At 42.9% G+C, this 25,169-nt stretch carries 24 protein-coding genes and 1 other RNA gene; 5 read left to right on the forward strand and 20 right to left on the reverse strand.

Annotated features, from left to right (window positions below; genetic code table 11):
* Nucleotides 1-5: 5 nt before the first annotated feature.
* From QZZ55_RS01660 to QZZ55_RS01705, 10 genes are all read right to left on the reverse strand, one after another.
* On the reverse strand, nucleotides 6-920 hold the full coding sequence (locus tag QZZ55_RS01660; protein ID WP_293264632.1) for a DMT family transporter: 915 nt from the start codon (nucleotides 918-920) through the stop codon (nucleotides 6-8).
* A gap of 66 nt (nucleotides 921-986) precedes the next feature.
* Complete coding sequence (locus QZZ55_RS01665; RefSeq protein ID WP_293264634.1) at nucleotides 987-3,875, reverse strand: EAL domain-containing protein; 2,889 nt, start codon at nucleotides 3,873-3,875, stop codon at nucleotides 987-989.
* 286 nt (nucleotides 3,876-4,161) lie between these two features.
* On the reverse strand, nucleotides 4,162-6,030 hold the full coding sequence (locus QZZ55_RS01670) for a V-type ATP synthase subunit A (protein WP_293264636.1): 1,869 nt from the start codon (nucleotides 6,028-6,030) through the stop codon (nucleotides 4,162-4,164).
* Complete coding sequence (locus QZZ55_RS01675) at nucleotides 6,027-6,728, reverse strand: DUF2764 family protein (RefSeq protein ID WP_293264638.1); 702 nt, start codon at nucleotides 6,726-6,728, stop codon at nucleotides 6,027-6,029. The genes QZZ55_RS01670 and QZZ55_RS01675 overlap by 4 nt, the downstream gene beginning before the upstream one ends.
* A 12-nt stretch (nucleotides 6,729-6,740) precedes the next feature.
* Nucleotides 6,741-7,418: a hypothetical protein gene (locus tag QZZ55_RS01680; protein WP_293264640.1), complete on the reverse strand. Its 678-nt coding sequence runs from the start codon at nucleotides 7,416-7,418 to the stop codon at nucleotides 6,741-6,743.
* 84 nt (nucleotides 7,419-7,502) lie between these two features.
* The gene (locus QZZ55_RS01685) at nucleotides 7,503-7,949 is read right to left on the reverse strand and encodes an ATP synthase subunit C (RefSeq protein ID WP_293264642.1); all 447 of its coding nucleotides are present in this window, start codon (nucleotides 7,947-7,949) and stop codon (nucleotides 7,503-7,505) included.
* A gap of 2 nt (nucleotides 7,950-7,951) precedes the next feature.
* Nucleotides 7,952-9,748: a V-type ATP synthase subunit I gene (locus QZZ55_RS01690; RefSeq protein ID WP_293264644.1), complete on the reverse strand. Its 1,797-nt coding sequence runs from the start codon at nucleotides 9,746-9,748 to the stop codon at nucleotides 7,952-7,954.
* Nucleotides 9,745-10,359 carry a V-type ATP synthase subunit D gene (locus QZZ55_RS01695; protein ID WP_293264646.1) on the reverse strand — a complete coding sequence of 205 codons (615 nt, stop codon included), beginning with the start codon at nucleotides 10,357-10,359 and terminating at the stop codon, nucleotides 9,745-9,747. Before QZZ55_RS01695 ends, QZZ55_RS01690 begins: the two co-directional genes overlap by 4 nt.
* Nucleotides 10,340-11,695 (reverse strand): V-type ATP synthase subunit B, encoded by a 1,356-nt coding sequence (locus QZZ55_RS01700; RefSeq protein ID WP_293264648.1) that lies wholly within the window; start codon nucleotides 11,693-11,695, stop codon nucleotides 10,340-10,342. Before QZZ55_RS01700 ends, QZZ55_RS01695 begins: the two co-directional genes overlap by 20 nt.
* A 131-nt stretch (nucleotides 11,696-11,826) precedes the next feature.
* Entirely contained in the window at nucleotides 11,827-12,138 is a 312-nt protein-coding gene (locus QZZ55_RS01705) for an NGG1p interacting factor NIF3 (RefSeq protein ID WP_293264650.1), read from the reverse strand.
* A 252-nt stretch (nucleotides 12,139-12,390) separates the two neighbouring features.
* On the opposite strand from QZZ55_RS01705, the gene QZZ55_RS01710 reads away from it, so the two are divergent.
* On the forward strand, nucleotides 12,391-13,020 hold the full coding sequence (locus QZZ55_RS01710) for a hypothetical protein (RefSeq protein WP_293264652.1): 630 nt from the start codon (nucleotides 12,391-12,393) through the stop codon (nucleotides 13,018-13,020).
* Nucleotides 13,021-13,059: 39 nt separating this feature from the next.
* Here the strand turns inward: QZZ55_RS01710 and QZZ55_RS01715 are convergent, their stop codons facing one another.
* The 6 genes from QZZ55_RS01715 to grpE all read right to left on the reverse strand — a co-directional run bounded on the left by QZZ55_RS01715 (nucleotide 13,060) and on the right by grpE (nucleotide 19,154).
* On the reverse strand, nucleotides 13,060-13,449 hold the full coding sequence (locus tag QZZ55_RS01715; RefSeq protein WP_293264654.1) for a DUF3461 family protein: 390 nt from the start codon (nucleotides 13,447-13,449) through the stop codon (nucleotides 13,060-13,062).
* A 161-nt stretch (nucleotides 13,450-13,610) separates the two neighbouring features.
* A complete protein-coding gene (dapB, locus tag QZZ55_RS01720) occupies nucleotides 13,611-14,411 on the reverse strand; it encodes a 4-hydroxy-tetrahydrodipicolinate reductase (protein WP_293264656.1) in 801 nt (266 codons plus the stop codon).
* A 29-nt stretch (nucleotides 14,412-14,440) separates the two neighbouring features.
* A complete protein-coding gene (cysE, locus tag QZZ55_RS01725; protein ID WP_293264658.1) occupies nucleotides 14,441-15,244 on the reverse strand; it encodes a serine O-acetyltransferase in 804 nt (267 codons plus the stop codon).
* Between the two features lie 45 nt (nucleotides 15,245-15,289).
* Entirely contained in the window at nucleotides 15,290-16,417 is a 1,128-nt protein-coding gene (gene dnaJ / locus QZZ55_RS01730) for a molecular chaperone DnaJ (RefSeq protein WP_293264660.1), read from the reverse strand.
* A 109-nt stretch (nucleotides 16,418-16,526) separates the two neighbouring features.
* The gene (gene dnaK, locus QZZ55_RS01735) at nucleotides 16,527-18,446 is read right to left on the reverse strand and encodes a molecular chaperone DnaK (protein WP_293264662.1); all 1,920 of its coding nucleotides are present in this window, start codon (nucleotides 18,444-18,446) and stop codon (nucleotides 16,527-16,529) included.
* A gap of 114 nt (nucleotides 18,447-18,560) precedes the next feature.
* Entirely contained in the window at nucleotides 18,561-19,154 is a 594-nt protein-coding gene (gene grpE / locus QZZ55_RS01740; RefSeq protein WP_293264664.1) for a nucleotide exchange factor GrpE, read from the reverse strand.
* 190 nt (nucleotides 19,155-19,344) lie between these two features.
* Here grpE and recN point away from each other — a divergent pair, with 190 nt between their 5' ends.
* Nucleotides 19,345-21,003, forward strand: coding sequence for a DNA repair protein RecN (gene recN, locus QZZ55_RS01745; protein WP_293264666.1), 1,659 nt, complete (start codon nucleotides 19,345-19,347; stop codon nucleotides 21,001-21,003).
* A gap of 73 nt (nucleotides 21,004-21,076) precedes the next feature.
* Here recN and fur read toward each other — a convergent pair whose 3' ends face one another.
* Nucleotides 21,077-21,499: a ferric iron uptake transcriptional regulator gene (gene fur / locus QZZ55_RS01750; RefSeq protein WP_293264668.1), complete on the reverse strand. Its 423-nt coding sequence runs from the start codon at nucleotides 21,497-21,499 to the stop codon at nucleotides 21,077-21,079.
* Nucleotides 21,500-21,581: 82 nt separating this feature from the next.
* On the opposite strand from fur, the gene bamE reads away from it, so the two are divergent.
* The gene (gene bamE / locus QZZ55_RS01755; RefSeq protein ID WP_293264670.1) at nucleotides 21,582-21,920 is read left to right on the forward strand and encodes an outer membrane protein assembly factor BamE; all 339 of its coding nucleotides are present in this window, start codon (nucleotides 21,582-21,584) and stop codon (nucleotides 21,918-21,920) included.
* Here bamE and QZZ55_RS01760 read toward each other — a convergent pair whose 3' ends face one another.
* From QZZ55_RS01760 to QZZ55_RS01770, 3 genes are read right to left on the reverse strand one after another with little or no spacing between them, the layout of a single operon-like run.
* Nucleotides 21,921-22,223, reverse strand: a complete 303-nt coding sequence (locus tag QZZ55_RS01760) for an RnfH family protein (RefSeq protein ID WP_293264672.1) — start codon at nucleotides 22,221-22,223, stop codon at nucleotides 21,921-21,923.
* 4 nt (nucleotides 22,224-22,227) lie between these two features.
* Nucleotides 22,228-22,659 (reverse strand): type II toxin-antitoxin system RatA family toxin, encoded by a 432-nt coding sequence (locus tag QZZ55_RS01765; RefSeq protein WP_293264674.1) that lies wholly within the window; start codon nucleotides 22,657-22,659, stop codon nucleotides 22,228-22,230.
* Between the two features lie 16 nt (nucleotides 22,660-22,675).
* Nucleotides 22,676-24,040 (reverse strand): sodium-dependent transporter, encoded by a 1,365-nt coding sequence (locus tag QZZ55_RS01770; protein WP_293264676.1) that lies wholly within the window; start codon nucleotides 24,038-24,040, stop codon nucleotides 22,676-22,678.
* Between the two features lie 176 nt (nucleotides 24,041-24,216).
* Between QZZ55_RS01770 and smpB the strand changes: the two genes are divergently transcribed.
* On the forward strand, nucleotides 24,217-24,693 hold the full coding sequence (smpB, locus tag QZZ55_RS01775; protein WP_293264678.1) for an SsrA-binding protein SmpB: 477 nt from the start codon (nucleotides 24,217-24,219) through the stop codon (nucleotides 24,691-24,693).
* 58 nt (nucleotides 24,694-24,751) lie between these two features.
* Nucleotides 24,752-25,110: a transfer-messenger RNA gene (ssrA, locus tag QZZ55_RS01780) on the forward strand.
* Nucleotides 25,111-25,169: the final 59 nt, after the last annotated feature.

A 25,169-nucleotide genomic window follows, 5' to 3' on the forward strand; every position in this document is an offset into this window, starting at 1 on the left:
CTTCCTTATACGACTGTAGCGTTTACTGCCTCAACCTTAACAGAAGCTTTTCTTTGGCTAAGAAACACACCACCCAATACTAAGACAGAAGCACACATTTGCTGAATATTAAATGTTTCATGCAAAATAAGATAAGCCATCAATAGTGTGAAGACTGGGATCAAATTAATATATGCAGAGGCTTCAGCCGCTTTGATTTTTGAAACACCTAAATTATAGAGCCCATAAGCACCAATATTGATTAAGGTACCTAGGTATAAAATAGCCAACACACCATCTAGCTCCCAACCAATGTGCCACACAGCTCCTTCACCAGAAAAAGGAAGAAAAGGAAGAAAAAAGAACGTACCGCAAAAAGCTTGTAACGCAGTTAAAAACCAAGTGGAATAGCGTTGTGACAGATGTTTAAGGCATAAAGTATATCCTGTGGCACACACCATAGCGCACAATTCTAAAAAATTACCCAATAATGGGTTGGGAGCATGCTCTGTTTCATCTCCGGATAAGCTCAACCAAATAGCACCTACAACAGCCACTAGAAAACCGACCCAAACCTCTTTCTGAAGTTTCTCTTTAAGAAAATACAACGCGCCAAGGCCCACCAACAACGGTGCCATAGAAGTAATCATTCCAGCTTGCGCTGCGCTTGTATTTTGCAACGCATGAGCTTCAAACAGAAAATACAAACACGGCTCTGATATCACCATCAGTAAGAGCAACCGCCAGTCACCTTTTTGATACTGAAAACGCATTAAATATTTCAAGAAAAAGATAAAACAAATAGCAGCGATAAACATGCGCCCAAAAATCACTACCATAGGGTCGTAAAATTCAAATGCTATTTTTAACGCAATAAAAGAGCTAGCCCATAACAACATCGCTAGAAATAAAGAAACAACTGGAACCCAACGCCCTAGCATAATGACCTCACTGCAAAAAACATCAGGATACTCTGTTATTTTTTACTGCCAATCAAATAATTATGACTAACCATTAGCAGAATTAATCAACAACTCAAACTCATTTACTGGCAATGGTTTAGCAAAATAGAATCCTTGCACTTGCTCACAACCATGCTCTTCTAGGAAGTGTAATTGCTCAACAGTTTCAACACCTTCAGCAATCGTTTCTAATCCCAAATGCTTCGCGACATCAAGAATAGAGGATGTAATAGCTATGTCATCTGTATCATTTGGTAAACCATCAATAAAGGCCCTATCAATTTTCAGCTTATCTAATGAGAATTTCTTCAAATAAGCCAAACTTGAATATCCCGTTCCAAAATCATCTAAAGCAATCTGGATTCCCAGTTCACGAAATTGAGTTAATAGGAATTCTGTTCTACTGACATCGCTCATCAATGCGCTTTCAGTCACTTCTAACACTAATAAACTGGGCGGAAAGCCAGTATGGCGTAAGACACTATCAACCGTGCGGTAGAACTCTTGTCTGAATTGGAAAGCAGATACGTTAATAGCAACAGAAGGTATATCAATACCTTTACTTAACCACTCTGCGCCTTGGCGACATCCTTGCTCAAGCACCCATTTCCCTAGGGGTAGTATGCACCCAGTTTCTTCAGCTAGCGGGATGAAAACATCAGGCGGAACAAACTCTCCTTCATGGAACCATCTCAACAGCACCTCACAACCCGTCAGTTGTTTTGTGCTCAGGCTATACTGCGGCTGATAATAGAGTTCTAACTCAGCATTTTCTATTGCTTGTCGAAGTGCATTTTCAAGCTTTAAACGAGCAGATGCTTTCTCATTCATCTTGCAATTATAAAATTGATAATTATTCCGCCCACGTGATTTTGCGTGATACAAGGCAGCATCCGCATTACGTAATAACGTTTCAAAATCATCACCATCAGCAGGATAAGAGACAATTCCAATACTAGGCGTCACTATCAAATCTAACTCTTCATTTTGAATTGGCTCAGACACCATCGTCAACAATCTATGAGCCAAATTTGCCGCAGTAATAACAGCATCGTTGCCTTTGCCTGTCACAAGAATAACGAATTCATCACCACCAATGCGGCTAACCGTATCAACTTCACGGACAGCGCCCTGTAACCTTTGAGCTACTTCTTGAAGCACTAGATCACCAACACTATGACCCAACGAATCATTGATATTCTTAAAACGATCAAGATCGATAAACATCAAAGAAAAACAACGCAACTCATGCCGCTTAGTCCTTGCAATGGTTTGCACTACTCTATCCATCAGCAGGCGCCTATTAGGCAAGCCGGTCAAGTCATCATACTCAGCTAAGTAACGTAACTGCTCTTCAGCGTGTTTTTTATCAGTCACATCACTAAAAGTTGCTATATAATTGACGACACTCCCATGCTCATCTTTTGACACTGAAATCGACAATTGCTCAGGAAAAATTTCTCCGGACTTTGTTTTATTCCAAATTTCACCACTCCATTGGCCCGATAACTTTAAAGACTCCCAAATTCCTTGATAAAAGTGCAAAGAGTGTCTTCCAGAGGCAAGCACACTTGGACTTCTGCCTATAATTTCATCAATTTCATAACCTGTAATCTCTGTAAACGACGCGTTAACGGCAACAATTTTATTATCAGGATCGGTTACCATAATGCCTTCACGAGCAGTATCAAACACGCGAGAGGCTATTTTTAAAGATCGAGCATCATCTTCAATTTGCTCACTCTTTGATTCAATATCTGCGCTATATCGTAGGAATAGCTTTTCCAGCCACTTTCCATAAAACCAAACAATTATCATCACAAAGAAACCTGCACACGATAAGCCCAGCAATAAAAACAACCCATCTTCCCGGAGCTTCTCTTGCAATTCTTCTTGTTGCAGGCGAAGCATTTCCTGAAATTCTTCCGGATAAACACCCGCTACTAAAACCCAATTCCATGAAGGAACCACCTCTATCAAAGAAAGCTTTGCTGTGAATGTTTTAGGGAGAGGCCCATCATTGTTCGGCATAAACCAATCATATTCAGTAAAGCCACCACCCTGCTCAGCCACATTTACGATATGCTCGACTACCTGACGCTCCTGAGCATTAGTAAATGTACTGTAATGGGCAGGAAGCAATGGTGCACTGGTATGCGGCGTATACAAAACATTACCGTCTAGATCCAACACTGCAATATAACCATTCCCGCCGAAACGCTGCGCTGATATTCTCTTCAAAGCTGCTTTTTTTAGATCATTTTCCGTTTGAAATACATAATCACCTGCACCAATAACCCAATTAAAGGGCGCAAAGTGACGTACATAAGTAATTTTTTCTTTCATTTCGACAGTGTTACCCGGAGGGTACCAACGATAGCGGCTATAACCAGCACCGACTGAATTCTTTACGGCATCAATGAGAGATCGCATGATATAAAGCCCATTATCATCTTGAGTATCCCAGAGAGATTGGCCTTCTAATTGAGGTGCCGTTGGTAATAAAATACAACGTCCATCCATATCATCTATAAAAACATACCCTCGACCATTAGAGAATCGAATGTATCGCAGTGCTTCACGGATAACTGTTTTAATTTCAGCTTCTGGACGAGAACCATTTAATTGCCGGAAAATAGAGAGTGCTACGCTATAGGCTTGATCTACTTGGTTTTTAGCGTTTGCCATGAGCACTGCATCAGCCTGCTGGCTCATAAACTGAATATAATCTTGCGTAGAGCCCAACTCTGCACGCAAGCGTACTTTCTGGCTATCAAGAATCTCTTGGTATAACAAAGCTGCTCGCTTATCATCAGCAACATATTCACGCGAGATAAAAAACACGAAAATGGTGGTCAGTAATAACAGCACGATACCCATCATGCCCCACATCTGGTAGCGGGGTATTGAGTGGGCATCTAATCGAAATGACATAAATAAAGTACTATTCCAGCAATCGAAAACTGCTTAATCTGCAGCCATCACGTTAAAACGACTATAGCGTCGCTTATTTAGGACGGCGATTGTATAACAGCTTTCACGGGCGGAATAGAAAAAATGAATATAAGCTTAATAAGATTTAAGCTAAGCCTTCTATACTTATTGAAGAAACACACCCAAGCAATCATTATTCACAAACTCACGAAGAACTCATAACATATTGATGTATAGAACAATAAATAGTAAAACCAGTATAAATATGTGCTACCCAATCACTTCCTTATGATTTTCGCACTACGGGTGCCCTTTCGGCAGATTCTTTTAATAATGAACCAATTTGCTCCAAATACTTCTTATGATCCTCACCGTTCATCTGTGAGTAGTTTAAATTCTTAAAAGTATCAGTCATACGGCTAAACCAACGACGCGTCTCCGCTTTTGATTGAAATATCATTTTGGTATCAACTATTTTTATCAACAACGAAAAACTATGCTTTTGGCGCTCTATATCCGTTGAAACGTCCACATCATCGAAAGCATCTTGCTGTAAATAGACCATATCCACTAATGTAGATTTTTGCTCGGTCACAAAATCAGCTTGGCTCACACCCTCTTCGCCCGTTACTTGCATCATTCTCGATATTTCATCACCTCTAATCAGTAGCTGGTTGATATGAGCGACTCCATCTAACCAAGAAGCACCCATATTTTCTAAAAACCAAGGTGTCAGCTGTTCTGTATAACGACTCCAAGATTGCAGCGGATCTACTGCTGGATAGAAGCGTTTGTAGGCACGATCATAACTTAGCCCTAAAAAAGTCTTAACGGTATTCAAGGTTCCCTGCGTTACAGGTTCTTCAAAGTTACCCCCAGCAGGAGAAACAGTGCCTATCAACGTTAATGAACCTTCACTGTTATCATTGCTACGAATAACACCGGCTCTCTCATACAAATTACGAATAGAAGACTCTAGATATGCAGGGAACGCTTCTTCGCCAGGAATTTCTTCTAAGCGACCAGAGGTTTCGCGCATTGCCTGTGCCCAGCGCGAAGTAGAGTCGGCGATCAACAATACCTCATATCCCATTTGACGATAATATTCCCCAAGAGTTACTCCCGTATAGATAGAAGCTTCTCGTGCAGCAACAGGCATCGAAGAGGTATTACAAATAATGATAGTACGATCCATTAACGTACCGCCGGTATGAGGATCTTGTAGTTTGGGAAATTCAGTAATGGTTTCAACTACTTCACCGGCACGCTCACCACAAGCCACAACAATGACAATATCAACATCAGAATAGCGAGAAATCAGATTCTGCAAAACCGTTTTTCCCGCACCAAATGGCCCGGGAATACACCCTGTTCCACCTTTAGCGATAGGGAAAAATGTATCAATAAGACGTAACGTGGTTATGATGGGTTGTGTTGGGTATTTGCGCTCACTGCAACCATCTTTAATTAGATTAACTGGCAGAGGGATACGCACAGGCCAACGCTGAACCATAGAAATGTCGTGAAGCCTGCCTTTTTCATCACGTAATCTTGCTACAACGGTTTCGACAGGAAACGTCCCTTCCTGAATCCACTCAATAGTGAGCGCTCCCCTAAGCAAAAACGGCACCATAATCTTATGAGTAAAGCGACCTTCTTGTACCGTACCCAATACATCACCGGGTTTTAGCTGGTCTTTTACACGACCTTTGGCCACAAAAGCCCATTTAGCATTTCGATCCAATGCTGCAGCCACTTCACCACGAAGAAGAAACCGCCCGTTCATGACCTCTAAACGATGTAATGGGTTTTGCAATCCATCATACACCTGACTCAATAAACCAGGACCGAGCTCTACTGAAAGCATTTCTCCGCTTTGCTCTACAAAATCTCCAATCGCGACACCCGTTGTATCTTCATACACCTGAACGTCTGCACGGTGCCCCCTTACTCTGAGAACCTCGGCTTTCAGTTTTTCTTGTTTAGTGCCAGGCACTGTCTGAGGGCAAATAAACACAACTTCATTTTTAACCAAAGGAGTAACCGTTTCTCCTACACCTTTGCCTATTGTTTCAATGGTGACAACATCATCACTAACCGATACAACCCGTGCGCTGGCATTAAGAGTATTTAATCCTGATATTTTCTGGCTCATGCCATTGCCCTCAGTTGTTCCATTGGTTGCTTTAGCCCAGCCTGAACAAGCTCTTCGAAGTGTTGTTTAGCTACATCGGCGTTATAACAACACCAGCGATCAACAAGATCCCATTTTGCTGCGTAGAGCCAAACATCAGAAAGCGAGTAGGGCTTATCTGCTTCCTGACGCGAGTAATAGTCCCACGCAGTCGTCATCAGATGTCTCTCCAACCCATAGCTATCTCCTGACTCTAATAAATCCTTTGCTTCAGGCAACCAAGGAAAACGTGACTCCAATTTGAACGTAGGGTGACTCCAGTGACGATGGATATGGCTTACATAATGACCATACCCCCACAATTCGTTTCTATCCGGAGCTGCTAATCCCTGTTTTCGACGCCTGAGAGCAGTAATAACAGTACGAAAATCCATTCTCCACATCTGCCATTTTTTAATATCCTGAAACGGTAACGTCTCAATGATACGTGTCGCTTTGCGTACGAGTTCTGCATCGGAATCATCAAGTTTAAGCAATCCCCAGTAAAAGGTTCCCGCCAACTCATCAACTAACTGGCGGGACTCAAAATCAAGCATCTTTAATCTTTTTCTAAACTGCACAGCAGAAATGGGAGGCCGATGACGAACAAAGGGATTATGCAAGTAAGGCAGTGAGCAAAGTAGCTCTACATAATCTGAATTAACATTAGGACTCATCATATACTTCGCCCACTAGCTCACCACTCCTTCAAGAATGGCTCTAAAACGAGGCTGCAAGTGCTTAAGCAACATGTTTGACAGTGATTTATCTGTCACTTCGACTGTGATTTCTCCATCATTTAACAACAATACAAATCCATTGTTTATAGTGCTATCAAGACGTATATCGACACCTTTTGTTAACATTTTTTTAGCGGTATCTGAGACTAACTCCACCAACACCCCCTGCTCAAGAGAGCGGGAATCTTCCCGTAGCTCATTAATACCTACTGCCCTGTCAGGTAAAACAATAACTTGCGGCTCTTCAGGTATCGATATTTTTGATACGGCAGAAATAAGTAATAACTTGAGCGTCTCCGGATCTTGTAACTCTTTTTCAACCAATTTTCGCAACTGTTCTGAAAATTGAATTGATAGCTCATCCTTAAGCTTTAGCTTAATATCCCTAAACGCTAAGGCCAACGCCCCCTTACCCGCCTCTGTAACAAAACGGTAATTTTCATCCGCTTCTTGCTTAACCGCTTCAGCTTCTTCTTTAGCTTGCTTAATGATCCATTCTGCTCGCAATTCAGCATCTTCAACAATTCGAGAGCCTTGAGTTTTACCTTCATTAACCCCTTTATCCCTGATTTGATCAATGAGCTCCTGCACACCACTGGCAGACTGTTTAGTATCTAAAGACTGTGACATATCGACCTCTTATTCCTGAGCGTTACGCTTGAACTCTTCTATCAGCCTTCCCTTATCCAGGAAATGAACCTATTGAGTTACCATCTACGCAGGTAAAGAGCCTGCAAGTACTAGTGCAAAAACAAATGCGAATACTGAGAAGCCTTCAACAATGGCGGCAGGTGCAATTGCTAAGCCGAATATTTCCGGTTTATTTTTAGCCGCATTAATAGCGGCAACAAGTGCCTGCCCTTGATAAATAGCACTCATCATTAACGCCAAGCCTGTCAGCATTCCAATCGCAAAAATGCCAGGAGAGTTATCAATTGTAAGCTCTCGATTGAGTGTAAACATCACAACGATACCAAGAATAACCTGTGTTGAAGGCATGGCAGATAAGCCAATATATTTACCATAACCGCTTTCTGTATCCAGCAAAGCTCCTGCGGCTGCCTGCCCCGCACGAGAACATCCATAGCTACTGCCGATAGCGCCCAATGCTGTCGGAGCAAATATACCCAACCATCCTAAGGTAATTATGAATTGTTCCACCTTTATTCTCCTCGTTTCTTAAAAGCTTTAAAGGGATAGCCTTCACCTTTGACACCCCAGTTGTAAAATTCAAGTAAGTTCAAACGCAAACCATGAATCACTCCACTCATAACACCGAGCACAAAATTTAATCCGTGCCCTAGGAGAATAATTAGCGCAAACAAAATAAACCCGCCTGCTGATACAGAATCTCTCGCCACAATAGCCAAGTCATTAAACGTCACTGCCAGTGAGGCACTGGATAAGCCCAAAGCAAACAAGCGCATATAACTAAGCACATCACCAAACGCTTTAGACAAGCCATATAACGCCGTAAAGCCGTCAAATAACTGTAAGCACAAGCTTTTTACGCTATCCATTTTCCGCTCACCTGAAAACAATAAAATAAGCACAATGCCAGCAATGATAACTTTCAGAGAAAGCGTACTCGCCACATCAAGATCAGCGATACGTATGTAGCTAAGCCATAATGCAAAAGCACCGGCAATACTGAGCACCCAGCCAACCGATGAAAGCGCAACTAACGATTTACGTTTCCCCCAAGCAACCATGCTATTTGCAATCACTAAATGCAAAACACCGGCACCAATTGATAACTTCATCATTGATGTAAAATCACCCATATTGATCACATGAAAGAGGCTTAAGAATGTTCCATCCGTAGGTGTAAGACCGAAGTAACTTCCCACCAAAACACCATAAAAGAATGCTGCGGCTACTAGCGCCAACCACAGGTTACGAATTCTTACCTTAGTTTCACCACCATCACTGAGCTTTCGCCAAGAGATCAACAGAACGCCAGCCAATACCAGTGCGTAACCGGCATCGGCCATAATCATAGAAAAGAACAATGAAAAAGAGAAAAAAATGACAATTGAAGGATCCCAAGAACGATACCCAGGCAATTGGAAGAAAGAGACCGCTTCTTCTCCCCCACCCATAATACTGCCATTCTTCAATAACGTAGGCGGAAGCTCATTTACAGTCGGTTCCTCGAACTGATAAGCAACCGGCAAGCCTTCTGCCCACACTTTAAAAGCAGGCAAACTATCTTCCGGTACCCAAGACTGTAGAACAAAAAAGTCACCCGTATCCAAAACAAGCTGTTCAGCCAAAGCCAGTTCATGCGAATTAATGGTGTCATTTAAGGAGAGCGTCAGTGACAGTATCCAGCGCGTTAGTAGCTGCCTTTCAGCATTCAAATCCTCCAACCGTACGAGCGCATCATTTTTTAATTTTTCCAAACTAAAAAGGGAACTTGATCCGATATGTGCTCGTGGAAACGCTACTTGCTCTGCATTAGGCTCATCAACAGCAATCACTACCAGATAGATACTTTTATGATCTCTATTAATAATTTTCCAAGGAAGTTCAACATTAGCCAACAGTGCTTCTTTACTCAACGGTACTAAATAAAGCCAAACCCGATACTGATTCATCTCGTCTAGAGGTGGGAACTCAAAATCACCCCATACACCTAGTTCTTTTTTTCTCGTTGCCATTAACTCAATTTCATCAATGACATCTTCACGAGCAACTTTGTTTTTTATTACTCGATCAATTACATCCGATAACTCAATTGATTCAGATGGCATCTGCATTCGTCTTTTAAGCGGCGCGCTCATCAAATAGCTTAATGCTTCTCGCAGGTAAGTTGTTGCATCAGTTGATTGATCTAGAGTTTGCTCCGATAGTGTAATGAGATGAGCCAATCCAAATGTTTGAAACTGCTCCATAATGGCGCTTTTTTCATTTATCTCGCCAATCAGGGTTAATTTTTGTAGCGCCGCTATACTCATAACTGCGCCCTCCCCAAATCAACCAGCTTCTTTTGTTTAGCAAGCTTTGAGCGAACAACACCGGCCCTTTCTTGATCAGATAAGAAAAGGCCTATTTTCTTTATATTATCCTCCGCTTCAGGAATGAGTACTTTAGAAAACAAATTAACCCGCTGTGTAATAGTACGTGCGGCCAATTGTAATTTTTCAAGCCTGATACACAGAACTTGCTCTTCCATTTTAAGCTGCATTACTTTTTCAAGAGAAATCGCGAGTTCTTCAAACCAATGCGGTCGAATAAGATAACCATATTCAGCCCGTTTAAAGATGATACTTTCTAAAACAGGCACCTTGGTTCCTAACAGGTTTTCTTCAGAAAGCTTAAAACTTTCAACAACGACTAAGCCATCCATTTCGATATTGACAACCGCTAACATTGGAAGCTTCTGATAGACAGCAGCCTCCAAGGAAGCTATATCGCATACATGCTGCTGCAACGCTTCTTCTGCTTTTTTTCGCTCGATCAGCAACTGCTTCTGCTTCATTTCAAGCGATGGCAAGTAACGACCATACGAAGCTTTACGGTGCTTTTCTTTGCTTAAGGCACTTTTATTAAGCGCTAACTTTGCCATCAGTCCCTGCCCAGTATTTATCCTTTAATACCTGTTTAATGACCACTTCTTCTTTATCAAAACACTCAGCAAGCAATACCCAGCAAGCATCAAGTGCAGGTTCTAATTCCATCGAAATATCAAGGCGCATAAACTGCTTTTTAAACAACTGACTAAACTTTAACAACTTATGATCAAACTCACTTAAATCAAATGCCATTGCTTGCTTCTGTTCAGCATCAACACCTTCAGAGTAGTAGCGGATCATGGTATTCATAATTTGGCTATGGTCATCTCGCGTCTGCTTACCAATAACATGCTGCTTCAAACGAGATAACGAACCGAACGGATCAATAACACCATTGTGGAGATAAAATTGGCCTTCTGTAATGTACCCCGTGTTATCAGGCACCGGGTGCGTCACATCATCACCAGGCATAGTCGTAACAGATAATATTGTGACTGAACCGGCTCCTCTGAAGTCGCAAGCCTTCTCGTAACGACGCGCCAACTGAGAGTACAAATCGCCCATATAGCCACGATTTGAGGGAATATGCTCCATCGCAATACCAATTTCTTTCATAGCATCAGCGTAAGCTGTCATATCGGTCATTAGTACCAATACTCTCTTACCCTCTTCGACAGCGAGCTTTTCGGCGACGGCTAAAGCCAGATCAGGTACCATTAATCGTTCAACAACAGGGTCAGATGCAAGATTGACATACATAACTGTTCGAGACATGACACCGGCATCTTCAAACATTTTCTTGAAGCCGTAGTAGTCATCAAAAATCAAGCCTAGGCCAGCAAAGATAACGACATCAGCATCAGCCTGTACACCAATGCGCCCTAGAAATTTATTAAATGGCTCTCCTGCAACCGAAAAAATGGGGATTTTTTGGCTTTCGACAAGACAGTTAAATACATCAATCATTGGGACATTAGTGCGAATCATTCGGGAAGCAAGTACGCGCGACACCGGGTTTACCGTAGGACCATTAATCGCAACCTTAGGCTCCTGAGTCAAACTAGGCCCATTGTCGATAGGCACACCAGATCCATTAAAAATACGACCAAAGATGTTTTCAGAATAAATAGCCTTCATGGTTTCACCCAAAAAACGCACAGAAGCATTATTCGACAGACCTTTAGTGCCAGAAAATGCCTGTAATGACACCACGTCATCAGACAGTTTGATAATCTGGGCTAAAGAAAAAAATTCGCCATTTTGTTCAATAATCGCCAAATCACGATTTCTTGGCGGTGTGCTCATAGTAGCTACATCAGAAACTCGTAAATTAACAATATCACCAACAATGCTAGATATACCTTTATAGTAAGTGAACCCTAAGTCCATTTATCTATCCATCCTATTACTTTATAAATTAATAAATTCGGTAACTAGGCTCAGGCACTACTTAATACCTGCATCAATAACAGATATATTCCCTGTCTCTACCTGCACTCCCCCCTAAGTGAAGTCATAGCTTATATATCTGCAAGTTTATATACATCGTAAGCCACCTCTTCATATGGATGCACTTGCTTCAACTTGGCTACCACTTCTTTTATCAAGTGATCTTCACATACCATTTCGACCTTCCACTCAGACATCATTTCCAACTGATCAAGTGTTCCAACATAAGGTTGACTGCCTTCAGAGGGCTTAAACTGTCCTTGCCCTAAAACTTGCCAACAGCAAGCATCATAGTCCCCTATTTTTCCAGCTCCATGCTCAAACAGAGCAACTTTTACAGTATCAAGATGAGACTCAGGAACAAAAAAAGCTAATTTGTGCATACGTTAACTCCCAATAGAATTGGCTTCATTGACCTACAACATAAGACATGACCGACACATTCTGCAAGCGCCTCGTTACAGTATTATTTTTTATCGCTGTTTAACGAGAAACGAATCCAAAAAATCATCAGGCACTCGAAAAAAGAAACACTAACACTTTAAAAAAACTAACTAATTCATGTTGTTACTAATCATAAAAGCAAAATCACGCGCTTGATATATAATCAATAGGAGTAAAAGAAAGGATCAATCATGCTTAAACTTTTTTCAGTTATTGGTGGCATTGTGCTACTTTTTATCTGGCTGGCACCAGACAACAGCGCTCCTCCAGAACATCAGGCTAATATTACTCCGATATTGGCGCCATTAGATGCTCCTGTTCAAAAGCTTTTGTCAAAATCGGCCCAAAACGCTCAGCCTTTTTTGCTTAATGAATACACTTTACAGCCAAAAGCTGAAATACATTTTTCTGCTCGCTTACTAGGCAAAGAACGATATAGATTAGGAAGAGAGTCCGACTTGTCGCCTGTCGACTTAGCATTAGGCTGGGGGGCAATGGCTAACCCACAAATAACAGATAATATTAAAATATCTCAGAGCAATCGTTGGTTTCATTGGAAAACCGACCAACTACCTATACCACGCCGCCAAATAGAAACAAGCGCAGCAAACGTTCATATTATTCCTGCAAACCAAGCAGTCAAAGATCAGTTATCTAGAATTGATGAAGGAGAGATTCTTCAAATATCAGGCCAACTCGTGGACATACAAAGCGCGGACGGCTTCTTTTGGCGCACATCCATGACACGTCAAGACGTTGGAGCAGGGGCCTGTGAAATTATCTATGCAACACATATAGACGTGTTACCAGACCCCTTTTAACAGCGAACCGGTGAAGACCTGCTGACAGGCATTCGCTACTTAGATTTCGTCAATCTGTCGACGAATATCTTCTATTTTGCGTGCAACAACTTTTTCAAGGTGCTCTATATCATCTAACAGTTTTGCTTTACGTGTTTGCGTAGTTTTCTCAGCGCTGACCAGCTGATCTAACTCCGCAACTGCACGCAGAAAATAAGGAGAAGATTCTGTTGTAGCGATATAAGGAACACGGCCTTCATTCACTCGCATGTTTTTATGCATACGCTTAAATTTAAACTTTTTACTTTTAGTCATCCAATCGCCTTGATGGCGATGGAAGTAAATTTTTAGAATATCGATATCTCCTTCAATACGAGACGTATAACGCTCGATATCTGAAGGCTCATCAATACCCATTTCTGTTAATGTTGGAAACTTCTCAGCTGACATATCCCTACCACCTCACTGTTTTTTCATCGATACCAAAGTATAAAGCACCATAAGAAAAAAATTCACTAAAGGAAACAAAAATTTGTATTTAAGACGTTATTTTAGACTATATAAAAAAAGCTGCTCATTGGCAGCTTTTAAGAGTGCAAATAAACACGAAATTAACGCAAGTTTAAAACATCCTGCATATCAAACTGCCCTGTTGGCTGATCAGCCAACCACAGTGCAGCACGCACAGCACCTTTTGCAAAGGTCATACGACTACTCGCTTTATGTGTAATCTCGATACGCTCACCTTCCGTTGCAAACAATACTGTATGATCACCAACAACATCACCCGCACGAATAGTTTCAAAGCCGATTTCTTTTTGAGTACGTGCGCCCGTTTGACCTTCACGACCATAGACTGCGCACTCGCTAAGATCACGCCCTAGTGCTCCTGCGACTACTTCACCTAAACGTAATGCCGTGCCCGATGGGGAATCCACTTTATGCCGATGATGAGTCTCAATGACTTCAATATCGTAGTCATCGCCCAGCGTACGTGCAACAAGGTCCAACACCTTAAAGCAGACATTAACGCCTACGCTCATATTTGGCGCAAACATAACCGCTGTTTGCTTAGCACAACCGGCCAAATGCTGCGTTTGATTTTCCGTCAAGCCCGTTGTTCCAATGACAATTTTTTTGCCATGTGCAGCACAAAAATCTAGATTACTCATCGTGGTTTCTGGTGAAGTAAAATCAATCAACAAATCAAAATCATCTTTCACATCAGACAATTTATCAGCCAAACGTACATCAAGCTTACCGACCCCTGCCAATTCACCCGCATCAGCTCCCACAAGTGAGCTACCAGCCTGAACAACAGCAGCACTTAAATTCACACCTTCGGCTTGGCAGACTGCTTCAATTAAAGCTTTACCCATGCGCCCTGCGGCACCCATTACTGCTATTCTCATTGTTTAACTCTCTTATCGTGTGCCGACACTTAATTTTCTTCTAAAGAAATTTGCTGATTCATATTGAAGGCGGGCTTTTCACACCCAGAGCCACCGACTACCCGAGCAGGAACACCAACAACCGTGGTATGACAAGGCACATTATCCAGCACAACACTACCACCGCCGACTTTAGCACCTTTCCCCACTTCGATATTGCCTAAGATTTTAGCCCCTGCGCCAATCAAAACGCCTTCACGGATCTTCGGATGACGATCACCACTTTCATTACCAGTCCCACCTAGTGTTACCGACTGTAAAATAGATACATCATTCTCAATCACACAGGTCTCACCGACGACAATACCGGTAGCATGGTCAAACATCACTCCTTGACCTATTCGAGCCGCAGGATGAATATCAACCTGACACATGGTACTAACACGGCTTTGGATATAGGACGCCATTGAACGACGATTTTGATGCCAGAACCAATGAGCAACACGGTGCGCCTGCAGCGCATGAAACCCCTTTAAGTAAAGCAACACAGTGGAACAATGTACGACAGCAGGATCACGTTTTCTGACTGCTATAATATCGTGACACGCCGCAGTAATTATTTGAGGGTCAGCTTCCATAGCTTTTTCTAGCAACTCACGAAGCAACAACGATGACATAACATCGTCAGCTAGCTTACTGGCTAAAAGGTAGGAAAGTGCTGATTTCAGGTCAGAGTGATTAATAATACAAGAGTGGTAAAAGCTAGCCAGACAAGGTTCTTTCGCTACTTCAGTCTTTGCTTCTTCCTGGATACTCAGCCACAACTCAGCCGGCTCTGTACTTAAAATCGTCATTCAATACTCCAGACAACTCGGGCCGCTAAGCGGCCCGGTTACACATCAATCTTCGAAGAACTTTTTCACAGAGTCAAAGAAGGAGTGCCTCTTTGGACTATGCTTTTTCTGCCCATCTTTAGTCGCTTCCTGAAATTCACGTAACAGTTCTTTTTGACGGCTGTTAAGGTTCACAGGGGTTTCTACAACCACTTTTACCATCAAATCGCCAGCACCACCACCACGTACCGGCGCCACACCCTTACCACGCAGGCGAAACAGCTTTCCGGTTTGCGTCTCAGACGGCACTTTCAATTTTACACGACCATCCAATGTAGGCACCTCTAGCTCACCGCCTAAGGCTGCATCAATAAAGCTAATCGGCACTTCACAGTATAGATGTCGACCATCTCGTTCAAAGATCGCATGCTCACGCACACTCACTTGAACATATAGATCACCGGCTGGGCCACCATGACTTCCTGCCTCACCTTCACCTGATAAACGAATACGATCACCTGTATCCACACCAGAAGGAATTTTAACAGACAAAGTCTTCGTCTTTTCTACACGTCCTTGGCCATGACAGCTATTACAAGGATCGCTGATAACTTTTCCTTCGCCGCGACAAGTAGGACACGTTTGCTGTACAGAGAAAAATCCCTGCTGCATGCGCACTTGACCAACACCACCACAGGTACTACATGTTTTCGCCGTCGTGCCTTTTTTTGCACCACTACCATCACACGGATCGCAAGGAACCAGCGTAGGCACTTTAATAGTTTTTTCGACACCTCGAACCGCTTCTTCTAAAGACAATTCCATGGTATAACGCAAATCTGCACCACGCTGGACCGAGCTACGACGTCGACCACCGCCACCGCCACCGCCAAAAATGTCGCCAAATACATCGCCGAATACATCAGAGAAACCACCGTCAAAACCACCGCCACCGCCACGCATGCTGGGATCAACACCTGCATGGCCATACTGATCATAAGCAGCTTTTTTCTGCGCATCAGAAAGTACTTCATAGGCTTCATTCAGCTCTTTGAATTTTTCTTCAGCCGTTGCATCATCGGGATTGCGGTCAGGGTGATGCTTCATCGCCTGACGGCGAAATGCTTTTTTGATGTCCCGATCATTGGCGTTGCGCTCAACACCTAGAATTTCATAATAATCTTGCTTAGACATATCCGGGTTAATTCTCTTGCAGCGGTTAGCTCCCGCCGGGAGCCGGACACAACAACGCGGGCTAACGCCCGCGCTGTCACACTTCAGTAATTATAAGGGCAAGAAGTATTTACTTCTTGTCATCCTTAACTTCTTCAAACTCAGCATCAACAGCGTCATCAGCAGGAGACTCTGCTTCAGCGCTAGGCTGTTCAGCACCCTCTCCTTGCTGAGCAGCATCTGCGTACATTTTCTCAGCCAGTGCAGAGATAACAGCAGTCAGTGCTTCAGTTTTAGCTTCGATGTCAGCTTTATCATCTTCTTTCAGTGACGCTTCTAAATCAGCGATCGCAGCTTCAATTGCAGCTTTCTCTTCTTCAGTTGCTTTATCACCACCTTCTTTCAGCGTTTTCTTCGCAGAGTGGACCATTGCATCACCCTGATTACGGGCTTGAGTCAGTTCTTCAAACAACTTATCAGCATCAGCGTTAGCTTCTGCATCACGAACCATCTGCTCGATCTCTTCATCACTCAGACCAGAAGAAGCCTTGATAATGATTGACTGCTCTTTACCTGTTGCCTTGTCTTTAGCAGAGACGTTTAGGATACCGTTGGCATCCAAGTCGAATGTCACTTCAACCTGAGGCACGCCGCGTGGTGCTGGCGGGATATCAGCCAAGTCAAAACGACCTAGTGATTTATTCTGCGTTGCCTGTTTACGCTCACCCTGCACAACATGGATCGTTACTGCGTTCTGATTATCGTCAGCTGTAGAGAAGATCTGCGATTTCTTAGTTGGGATAGTTGTGTTCTTTTCAATCAATGCAGTGGCTACGCCACCCATAGTCTCGATACCCAACGTTAGCGGTGTAACATCCAACAATAGAACGTCTTTTACATCACCAGACAATACTGCACCCTGAATTGCTGCGCCTACGGCTACTGCTTCATCTGGATTAACATCTTTACGTGCTTCTTTACCAAAGAAATCAGCAACAACCTGCTGAACCATAGGCATACGTGTCTGACCACCCACCAAGATAACTTCGTCGATATCAGAAGCGCTTAGGCCTGCATCTTTCAAGGCAGTACGACATGGGTTGATAGAGTTAGTCACTAATTCTTCTACCAGAGACTCTAACTTAGCACGCGTAATTTTAACGTTAAGGTGCTTAGGACCTGTTGCATCAGCAGTGATATAAGGTAAGTTAACATCAGTGCTTTGAGCAGTAGATAGCTCAACCTTAGCTTTTTCAGCACCTTCTTTCAGACGTTGTAGAGCTAGAGGGTCGTTATGTAAATCGATACCTGATTCTTTCTTGAATTCGGCTGCCAAATACTCGATAAGACGCATATCGAAATCTTCACCACCAAGGAAAGTATCACCATTAGTCGCCAATACTTCAAACTGATGCTCACCATCTACATCAGCAATCTCGATGATAGAGATATCGAACGTACCACCACCTAAGTCATAAACAGCGATTGTTTTATCGCCTTTCGACTGATCCATACCATAAGCAAGTGCTGCTGCTGTTGGCTCGTTAATAATACGTTTAACGTCTAGACCAGCGATTTTACCAGCATCTTTCGTTGCCTGACGCTGAGAATCGTTAAAGTAAGCTGGAACAGTGATAACCGCACCTGTTACTTCTTCGCCCAGATAGTCTTCAGCAGTTTTCTTCATTTTCTTCAAGATTTCAGCAGAGATCTGTGGCGGAGCCATCTTATCATCTCGTACTTGAACCCAAGCATCGCCATTATCAGCTTCAACGATTTTGTAAGGAACCATGCTGATATCTTTCTGAACTACGTCATCTTTGAAACGACGACCAATTAGACGCTTAATAGCATATAGTGTGTTATGTGGGTTAGTTACAGCCTGACGCTTTGCAGACTGACCTACCAAAATTTCATCTTCTGTATAGGCAATAATAGAAGGGGTTGTACGATCACCCTCAGCGTTTTCAATAACACGTGTTTTGTCGCCATCCAGAACTGCCACACAAGAGTTGGTAGTACCTAGATCTATACCGATAATTTTGCCCATGTTTCTTTCTCCGCTATTCGTTGCTCAATTGAATGAGCTGTAAATCTGTTAAAATCTGTATGCCCTTTATATGGATACGTTTTGTACAATTTCAAGGCATTTAATGTGGTTTTTTTAACTTTTTGATACGATTACCATTGCAGGCCGAATCAATCGTCCGTTCAGGCTATAGCCTTTTTGCATTACAGCAATCACTGTATTAGGCTGCGCATCCGGTGCATCCACCATTGACATCGCTTGATGTGAAACTGGGTCAAAGGCTTCGCCTTGTGGATCAATACGATCAACATTAAATTTTGCCAACCCTGCGATATACATGCCATGCGTCATTTCAACACCATCACGTAACGCTTTTGTTGCTTCATCATCAGCACTACACGTTTCTAGTGCACGCTCTAGACTATCTACGATAGGTAGCATTTCATTCACAAACTTATCAAGAGCAAATTTATGAGCTTTCTCAACATCCTTTTCTGCTCTACGACGAGCATTTTGAACATCGGCTGCCGAACGTAATACTTGCTCTTTAAGCGTTGCTATTTCAGCCTGAGCTTCAGATAGTTGCTGTGTAACATCGTCTACGCCCACAAACTCCGCATCTATATCTTCTGCAGATTCTGGTTGTTCTAAATCTTGTGCTTCAATGCTTACTTCATCTATATCTACAGGCTCAACCTGTTCATTTTGTGTCGTCTGGTCATTTGCCATGGGGCTCTCCAACTCAAGCAGCCATAAAATACTAAAAAACTAAGATGCGATCTTTTATGGGGCCCATGACGATAAATTCAACCCTAAATAGGCTTTTTTTCAACTCATTCTATTTCACACGATTGCGCCTGATACAAAAATCACTTATAACTAAACTACTGTATAAATAAACATGTATGGGAAAATAAAAATGCTGACGCAATTAACCATCCGCAACTACGCCATTGTTGAGTCTCTAGACCTTGAACTAAAAAAAGGAATGACCGTGGTTAGCGGTGAAACAGGCGCCGGAAAATCCATCATGTTAGATGCTCTTGGACTAACTCTTGGTTATAGAGCCGACAGCGGCAGCGTCAGACACGGAGCAGAACGGGCAGAGATAATCGCCAGCTTTAATATTGACGCTTTAGAAGAAGCTCAACAGTGGCTAAAAAAACAAGACCTTGACCAAGACAACGAGTGCATAATTAGACGGGTAATCACTAAAGAAGGCCGCTCCCGTAGCTATATTAACGGCCAACCCTGCCCTCTGAATGCACTCAAAGAGTTTGGCGAGTACCTAATTGCTATTCACGGACAGCATGAACACCAACGCCTTTTAAAGAAAGACCACCACCGCGAATTAGTCGATCAATTCGCTGCTCAGTCTACTCAAGCAACAAAAGTCAAAAATCTATTTTACCAATGGCAAAAACAACAGAAGCACCTTGAAACTCTCCTTAACCAGGGCGAAGAACATCAAGCCAAAGTTCAGCTTCTTAGTTACCAGTTAAGCGAACTTGACCAGTTAGGCATGCTTGAAGACGAGTTAAGGGCGCTTGAGCAAGAACAGAAAACATTAAGCCAGGCCGGCAGCATTTTACAAAGCGGACATAAAATACTTGAAGTTACTTGCGAAGCAGAACAAAAGAACTGTAATCAACTCTTACATAACGCACTGCAGCTACTAACCGAACTTAACGACCAAGCACCTGCCGTTACCCAAGCAACAGAACTACTAAGCAGTGCACAAATTCAGATTGATGAAGCCAGCCAAGAATTACGTCACTATCTAGACACTGTAGAGATCAACCCTGAACGCTTATCCAACACAGAAGAGCGCCTTTCTTGTATTTATGAAATTGCGCGTAAACATCGAGTTTCGCCTGAAGTACTGCCAAACTTTCATCAGGAGCTGAAAACTGAGCTTAATAACTTACAAACAACGGACGATGCACTCGACCAGCTCCGAATAGATGCTGAGAAATCGCATTCTGAATACCTAACCGCTGCTACAAAGCTCAGCACGGCACGTAAAAAAGCCGCGACACAGATCAACAAAAAAATAAACGAACAGCTACATATGCTGGGCATGAGCTCCGCAAGCTTTATTGCCACATTGACAAAAACAGCTACCCCCCAATCCGGCGGCTTAGAAGATATAGAGTTTCTAATTTCTACAAACAAAGGACAACCAGCTCGCCCATTAGCAAAAATAGCCTCTGGCGGCGAGCTTTCACGAATCAGCTTAGCAATTCAAGTTATTACCGCCCAAAGCTCCACTACAGCCACACTTATCTTCGATGAAGTAGACGTCGGGATTGGCGGCGCGATTGCAGAAGTCGTGGGAAAAATGCTGCGTCAGCTCGGAGAAAGAGCCCAAGTCATGTGTGTAACACATCAACCGCAAGTTGCCTCACAGGGCCATCAACATTTATTTGTAAGTAAACGCGCAGGGAAAGAACACACTCATACACAGATAAACGCTTTAGAGAACACCGATAGAGTTCAAGAAATTGCCCGAATGCTAGGCGGAATAGATGTCACCAAACGTTCCATTGATCATGCAAAAGAGATGCTTGGTGTTTAGCCAATATATACATTAAAACACTAGATAAAATCAAAAAGCCGACCTTGAGTCAGCTTTTCATTAAGCTGTGCTATTACTCTGCACAACCGTTTGCACATACACCATAAAGATAAAGCGTGCGATCTGTGATAGAAAAGCCTAAATTTTTAGCAATTTCATACTGTCGTTCAATCAACTGCTGATCAACAAACTCTCGAACCTTGCCACACTTCACGCAAACTATGTGGTCATGCTCTTCATCACTTGCCAATTCAAATACTGAATGCCCACCTTCAAAGTGGTGACGAGTAACCAACCCGGCTGCTTCAAATTGAGTCAGCACTCGGTAAACCGTTGCCAAACCAACATCTTCGCCAATTTCCATCAGCAGTTTATAGATATCTTCAGCACTAAAATGATCACCCTCACCTGCTTTTTCGAGAATCTGATATATTTTAACGCGCGGCAAAGTAACTTTAAGGCCTGCCTTCCTTAATTCTTGATTTTCGATGGACATGATCTTTACTCTATTGATTCCAACAACTGGATGTTAGACTCTATTATCTTTATTTACACGTGAAAGTGGAAGTCATTTACAGATGCGAAAGTTTCTAATTAGCATTACCGCCGTATTTTTACTATCAGGCTGCTCAGGATTCCCTGGCGTTTACAAGATTGACATCCCACAAGGGAATGTTATTACACAAGAGATGGTTGACCAACTCAGACCCGGAATGAGCCATAGCCAAGTCCGCTACGTGTTAGGTACCCCGCTAGTTGTCGATACTTTCAACGGTGAACGTTGGGACTATATTTCCACCTTTAAAAAAGGGGGAGAAACCAGAACACAAGAGCATCTTTCATTGTTCTTCAATAACGGAAAGCTTAGTAACTTATCGGGTGATTACAAACCATCAACAACAGCAGCTCAACAATAATTATTGCTGAGCTTTTTGTTGTGCTTTAACTTTCGCTGCCCGTTTTGCTCTCGCTTCTTTAGGATCGGCAATTAACGGGCGGTATATTTCAACTCGGTGCCCTTCCTTTAACACCGTGGTTTTTGGGTCTTTTATTGATTTACCAAAAATACCCATTGGATCAGATTCAACATCAACCTGCGGATATATTTTATCCACACCGGAAATTTTCACTGCTTCGTATGCTGTAGTACCCTCTTCTACAGAAAGGGCAATAATTTTTTGTTCAGTTGGCAAGGCAAAAGCCACTTCAACATTAATCATTACATTACTCATACAATGTGTCAGCCCGCTGTACAAAAGCATCCACCAAGGTGGTAGCTACCTGATTAAACACTTTACTCATTGCCAAGGTTTTGAGCTTGCCATCAAACTCAAAACCTAAACTCAAACTCACTTTGCACGCCTCATCGCTTAGCGCCTCAAACGTCCAATACCCAGATAACTGAGAGAAAGGACCTTCGACAAGTTCAAGGGCAATTTTCTTTGGCCTTTCTAAACAGTTTTTCGTCGTAAAACTATATTTTAATCCCGCCTTGGCTAAATATAGCGTAGCTTCCATTTGCTGCTCATCTTCAAACAGAAGCTCAGTTTTGGCACACCAAGGTAAAAAGTCCGGGTATGCCAACACATCATTCACTATATCGAACATTTGCTGAGCACTATGCAGCACTAGGGCACTACGATTTACTTGCGTCATGTTTTAACTTTCCACTCTACACAGCAAACTTATTGTACAAATTTAGAGCAAAAATTGCTGCAACGGCAAGAGGGGCAATGTAACGAATAGCAAAATACCAAGCAGAGAACCAAAAGCCGTCCATCGCTAACTCGTCATGCAATGCATATTGCTTAACTTTCCAGCCCGCAAAAATAGCAATAAACAAGCCGCCTAAAGGCAGCATAATATTTGCCGTTGCAAAGTCCATTAAATCAAAGAAAGTCATACCCGCTATTTTAAAGCCGGACATAAAGTTAAACGAACCTAAACATGCCACACCCAGCGACCACACCAAGATGCCTAAAGCAGTACACGCTGGAAGACGTTTGATCTTAAACTTCTCTACCATCCACGCAACAGCAGGCTCCATTAAAGAGATAGCTGATGTCCATGCGGCAACGGCAATAAGCACGAAGAACAAGAAACCAAAGATGTGCCCACCCGGCATCTGCCCAAAGGCGACCGGCAGAGTAATAAACATTAGACCAGGACCAGCACCAGGATCTAACTGATTTGCAAATACGATAGGAAAAATAGCTAACCCCGCGACCAAAGCGACTAACGTATCCAATAGTGCAATCATTATAACCGTGCCACCAATACTGGCCTTTTTCGGCATGTAAGAGCCGTAAGCCATGATGGAGCCCATACCCAAAGATAAGGTAAAGAAAGAATGCCCTAGCGCCACAAGGACAGAATCCCACGTCAATTGAGAAGGATCAAAATGAAATAGAAAATCAAACCCCTGGCCAAATGCACCCGAGGTCATAGAATAAGCCAACAAAATAAACAAGAGCACAAACAACGCAGGCATCATGATACGTGTAGCACGTTCTAAGCCTTTGTTTACACCACCTGCAACAACAGCCATCACCATAACAACAAAGACACTATGCCAAATCAACAGCGTTTCGAAGTCCCCTAATAGCGTTTCAAAGCGCTTACCGGCCATCTCACTACCGATATCAATAAAATCGCCATTGGCCATCCCCGCCACGTAATAGAGCACCCAGCCGGCAACTACTGAATAGAAAGAGAAAATCATCACCCCGGCTAAGGCACCCATCCAACCAGCTAAGGACCACTTGGTTGTGCGACCTGATTCAACCGCAAGGTCCTTCATCGAATTGATGGGGCTTTGCCTACCGCGGCGCCCTATCAACACCTCAGACACCATTATCGGAATACCCACCATCAAAATACACACTAGATAAACCAGCACGAATGCGCCGCCACCATTCTCACCAGTGATGTACGGAAACTTCCAAATATTACCTAAACCGACTGCCGACCCAGTCGCCGCTAAAATAAATACCCAACGGTTTGACCAAGCACCATGAATTGATATTTTTTCTTGCATACGTTTCTCAAGTATATGTTTTTGGCTAATAGTAGAAATAAACGGGCATTGTTCCCTTTCTTTGAGGCGTTGACAACTTTAGTAGAAGAAAAAAAGAAGAATTCATTCAATAAAAAAACAACAAATACGGCCAATCAGCTTCCTACAAACCAACTCCATCGCTATAATCGCGCATTATGGCTAAACAGAAGAAAGAAAAAAATACGAGTAGCACTATCTGTCTCAACAAACGAGCTCGATATGAATACCATATTGAGGACAAATTTGAGGCAGGCGTTTCATTTGCCGGATGGGAAATAAAAAGTCTCAGAGAAGGCCGTGGACAGCTCATAGACTCCTACGTCCTGATCAAGGATGGCGAAGCATGGCTTGTAGGTGCCAACATCAGTCCCTTATCACAAGCATGCACCCATTTTGTCACTGAGCCGCGCCGTGACCGTAAGTTATTGTTACACCGCCGCCAGATAGACAAACTCACTGAAGAGATCGAAGCAAAAGGCTACACTTGCGTTGCATTAGGCCTCTATTGGAAAACCGGCCGCGTTAAATGTGAAATCGCCTTAGTAAAAGGTAAGAAATTACACGACAAACGTGAGACAGAAAAAAACAGAGATTGGGATCGCCAAAAGCAACGTGTAATGGCGGAACGCTAAAACAACTGCGAAACTTCTTTCTTTTCATACACTCAAGCCGCTATAATCCTCGCTACTTGGGGGTGACATGGCTTCGACGTTGATAACAAAACCTTAAGTGCATGCCGTGAGTGTAGTGAATCACGTAAATCAATTACTGCACAGTTATAGTTGCTAACGACGATAACTACGCTCTAGCAGCCTAAGGGCCGCTAGCGCCGCACTCAAAGGTGTCTGTAACTTAGAGGTTCGCGGTGTCATTTGAGACAGAACCGCCCGGATGCTTCGCCTTAAGCTGAACGGTTAAAACTAAAAAGGCTCGCCCTAAACGCCCTGACCCTCGGGCCGTGGTGGGTTAACTTAATAGAGGAGTCTATGCATGTAGACCTTATGGCGGCGGATTAGCGGACGCGGGTTCGAAACCCGCCACCTCCACCAAAATACAATGACAAGGGCCTGTTTTTACAGGCCTTTTTCATGTCTGGCGTTTAAGAATT

The organism is Neptunomonas sp., assembly GCF_016744175.1.
Lineage (GTDB): Bacteria > Pseudomonadota > Gammaproteobacteria > Pseudomonadales > Balneatricaceae > Neptunomonas.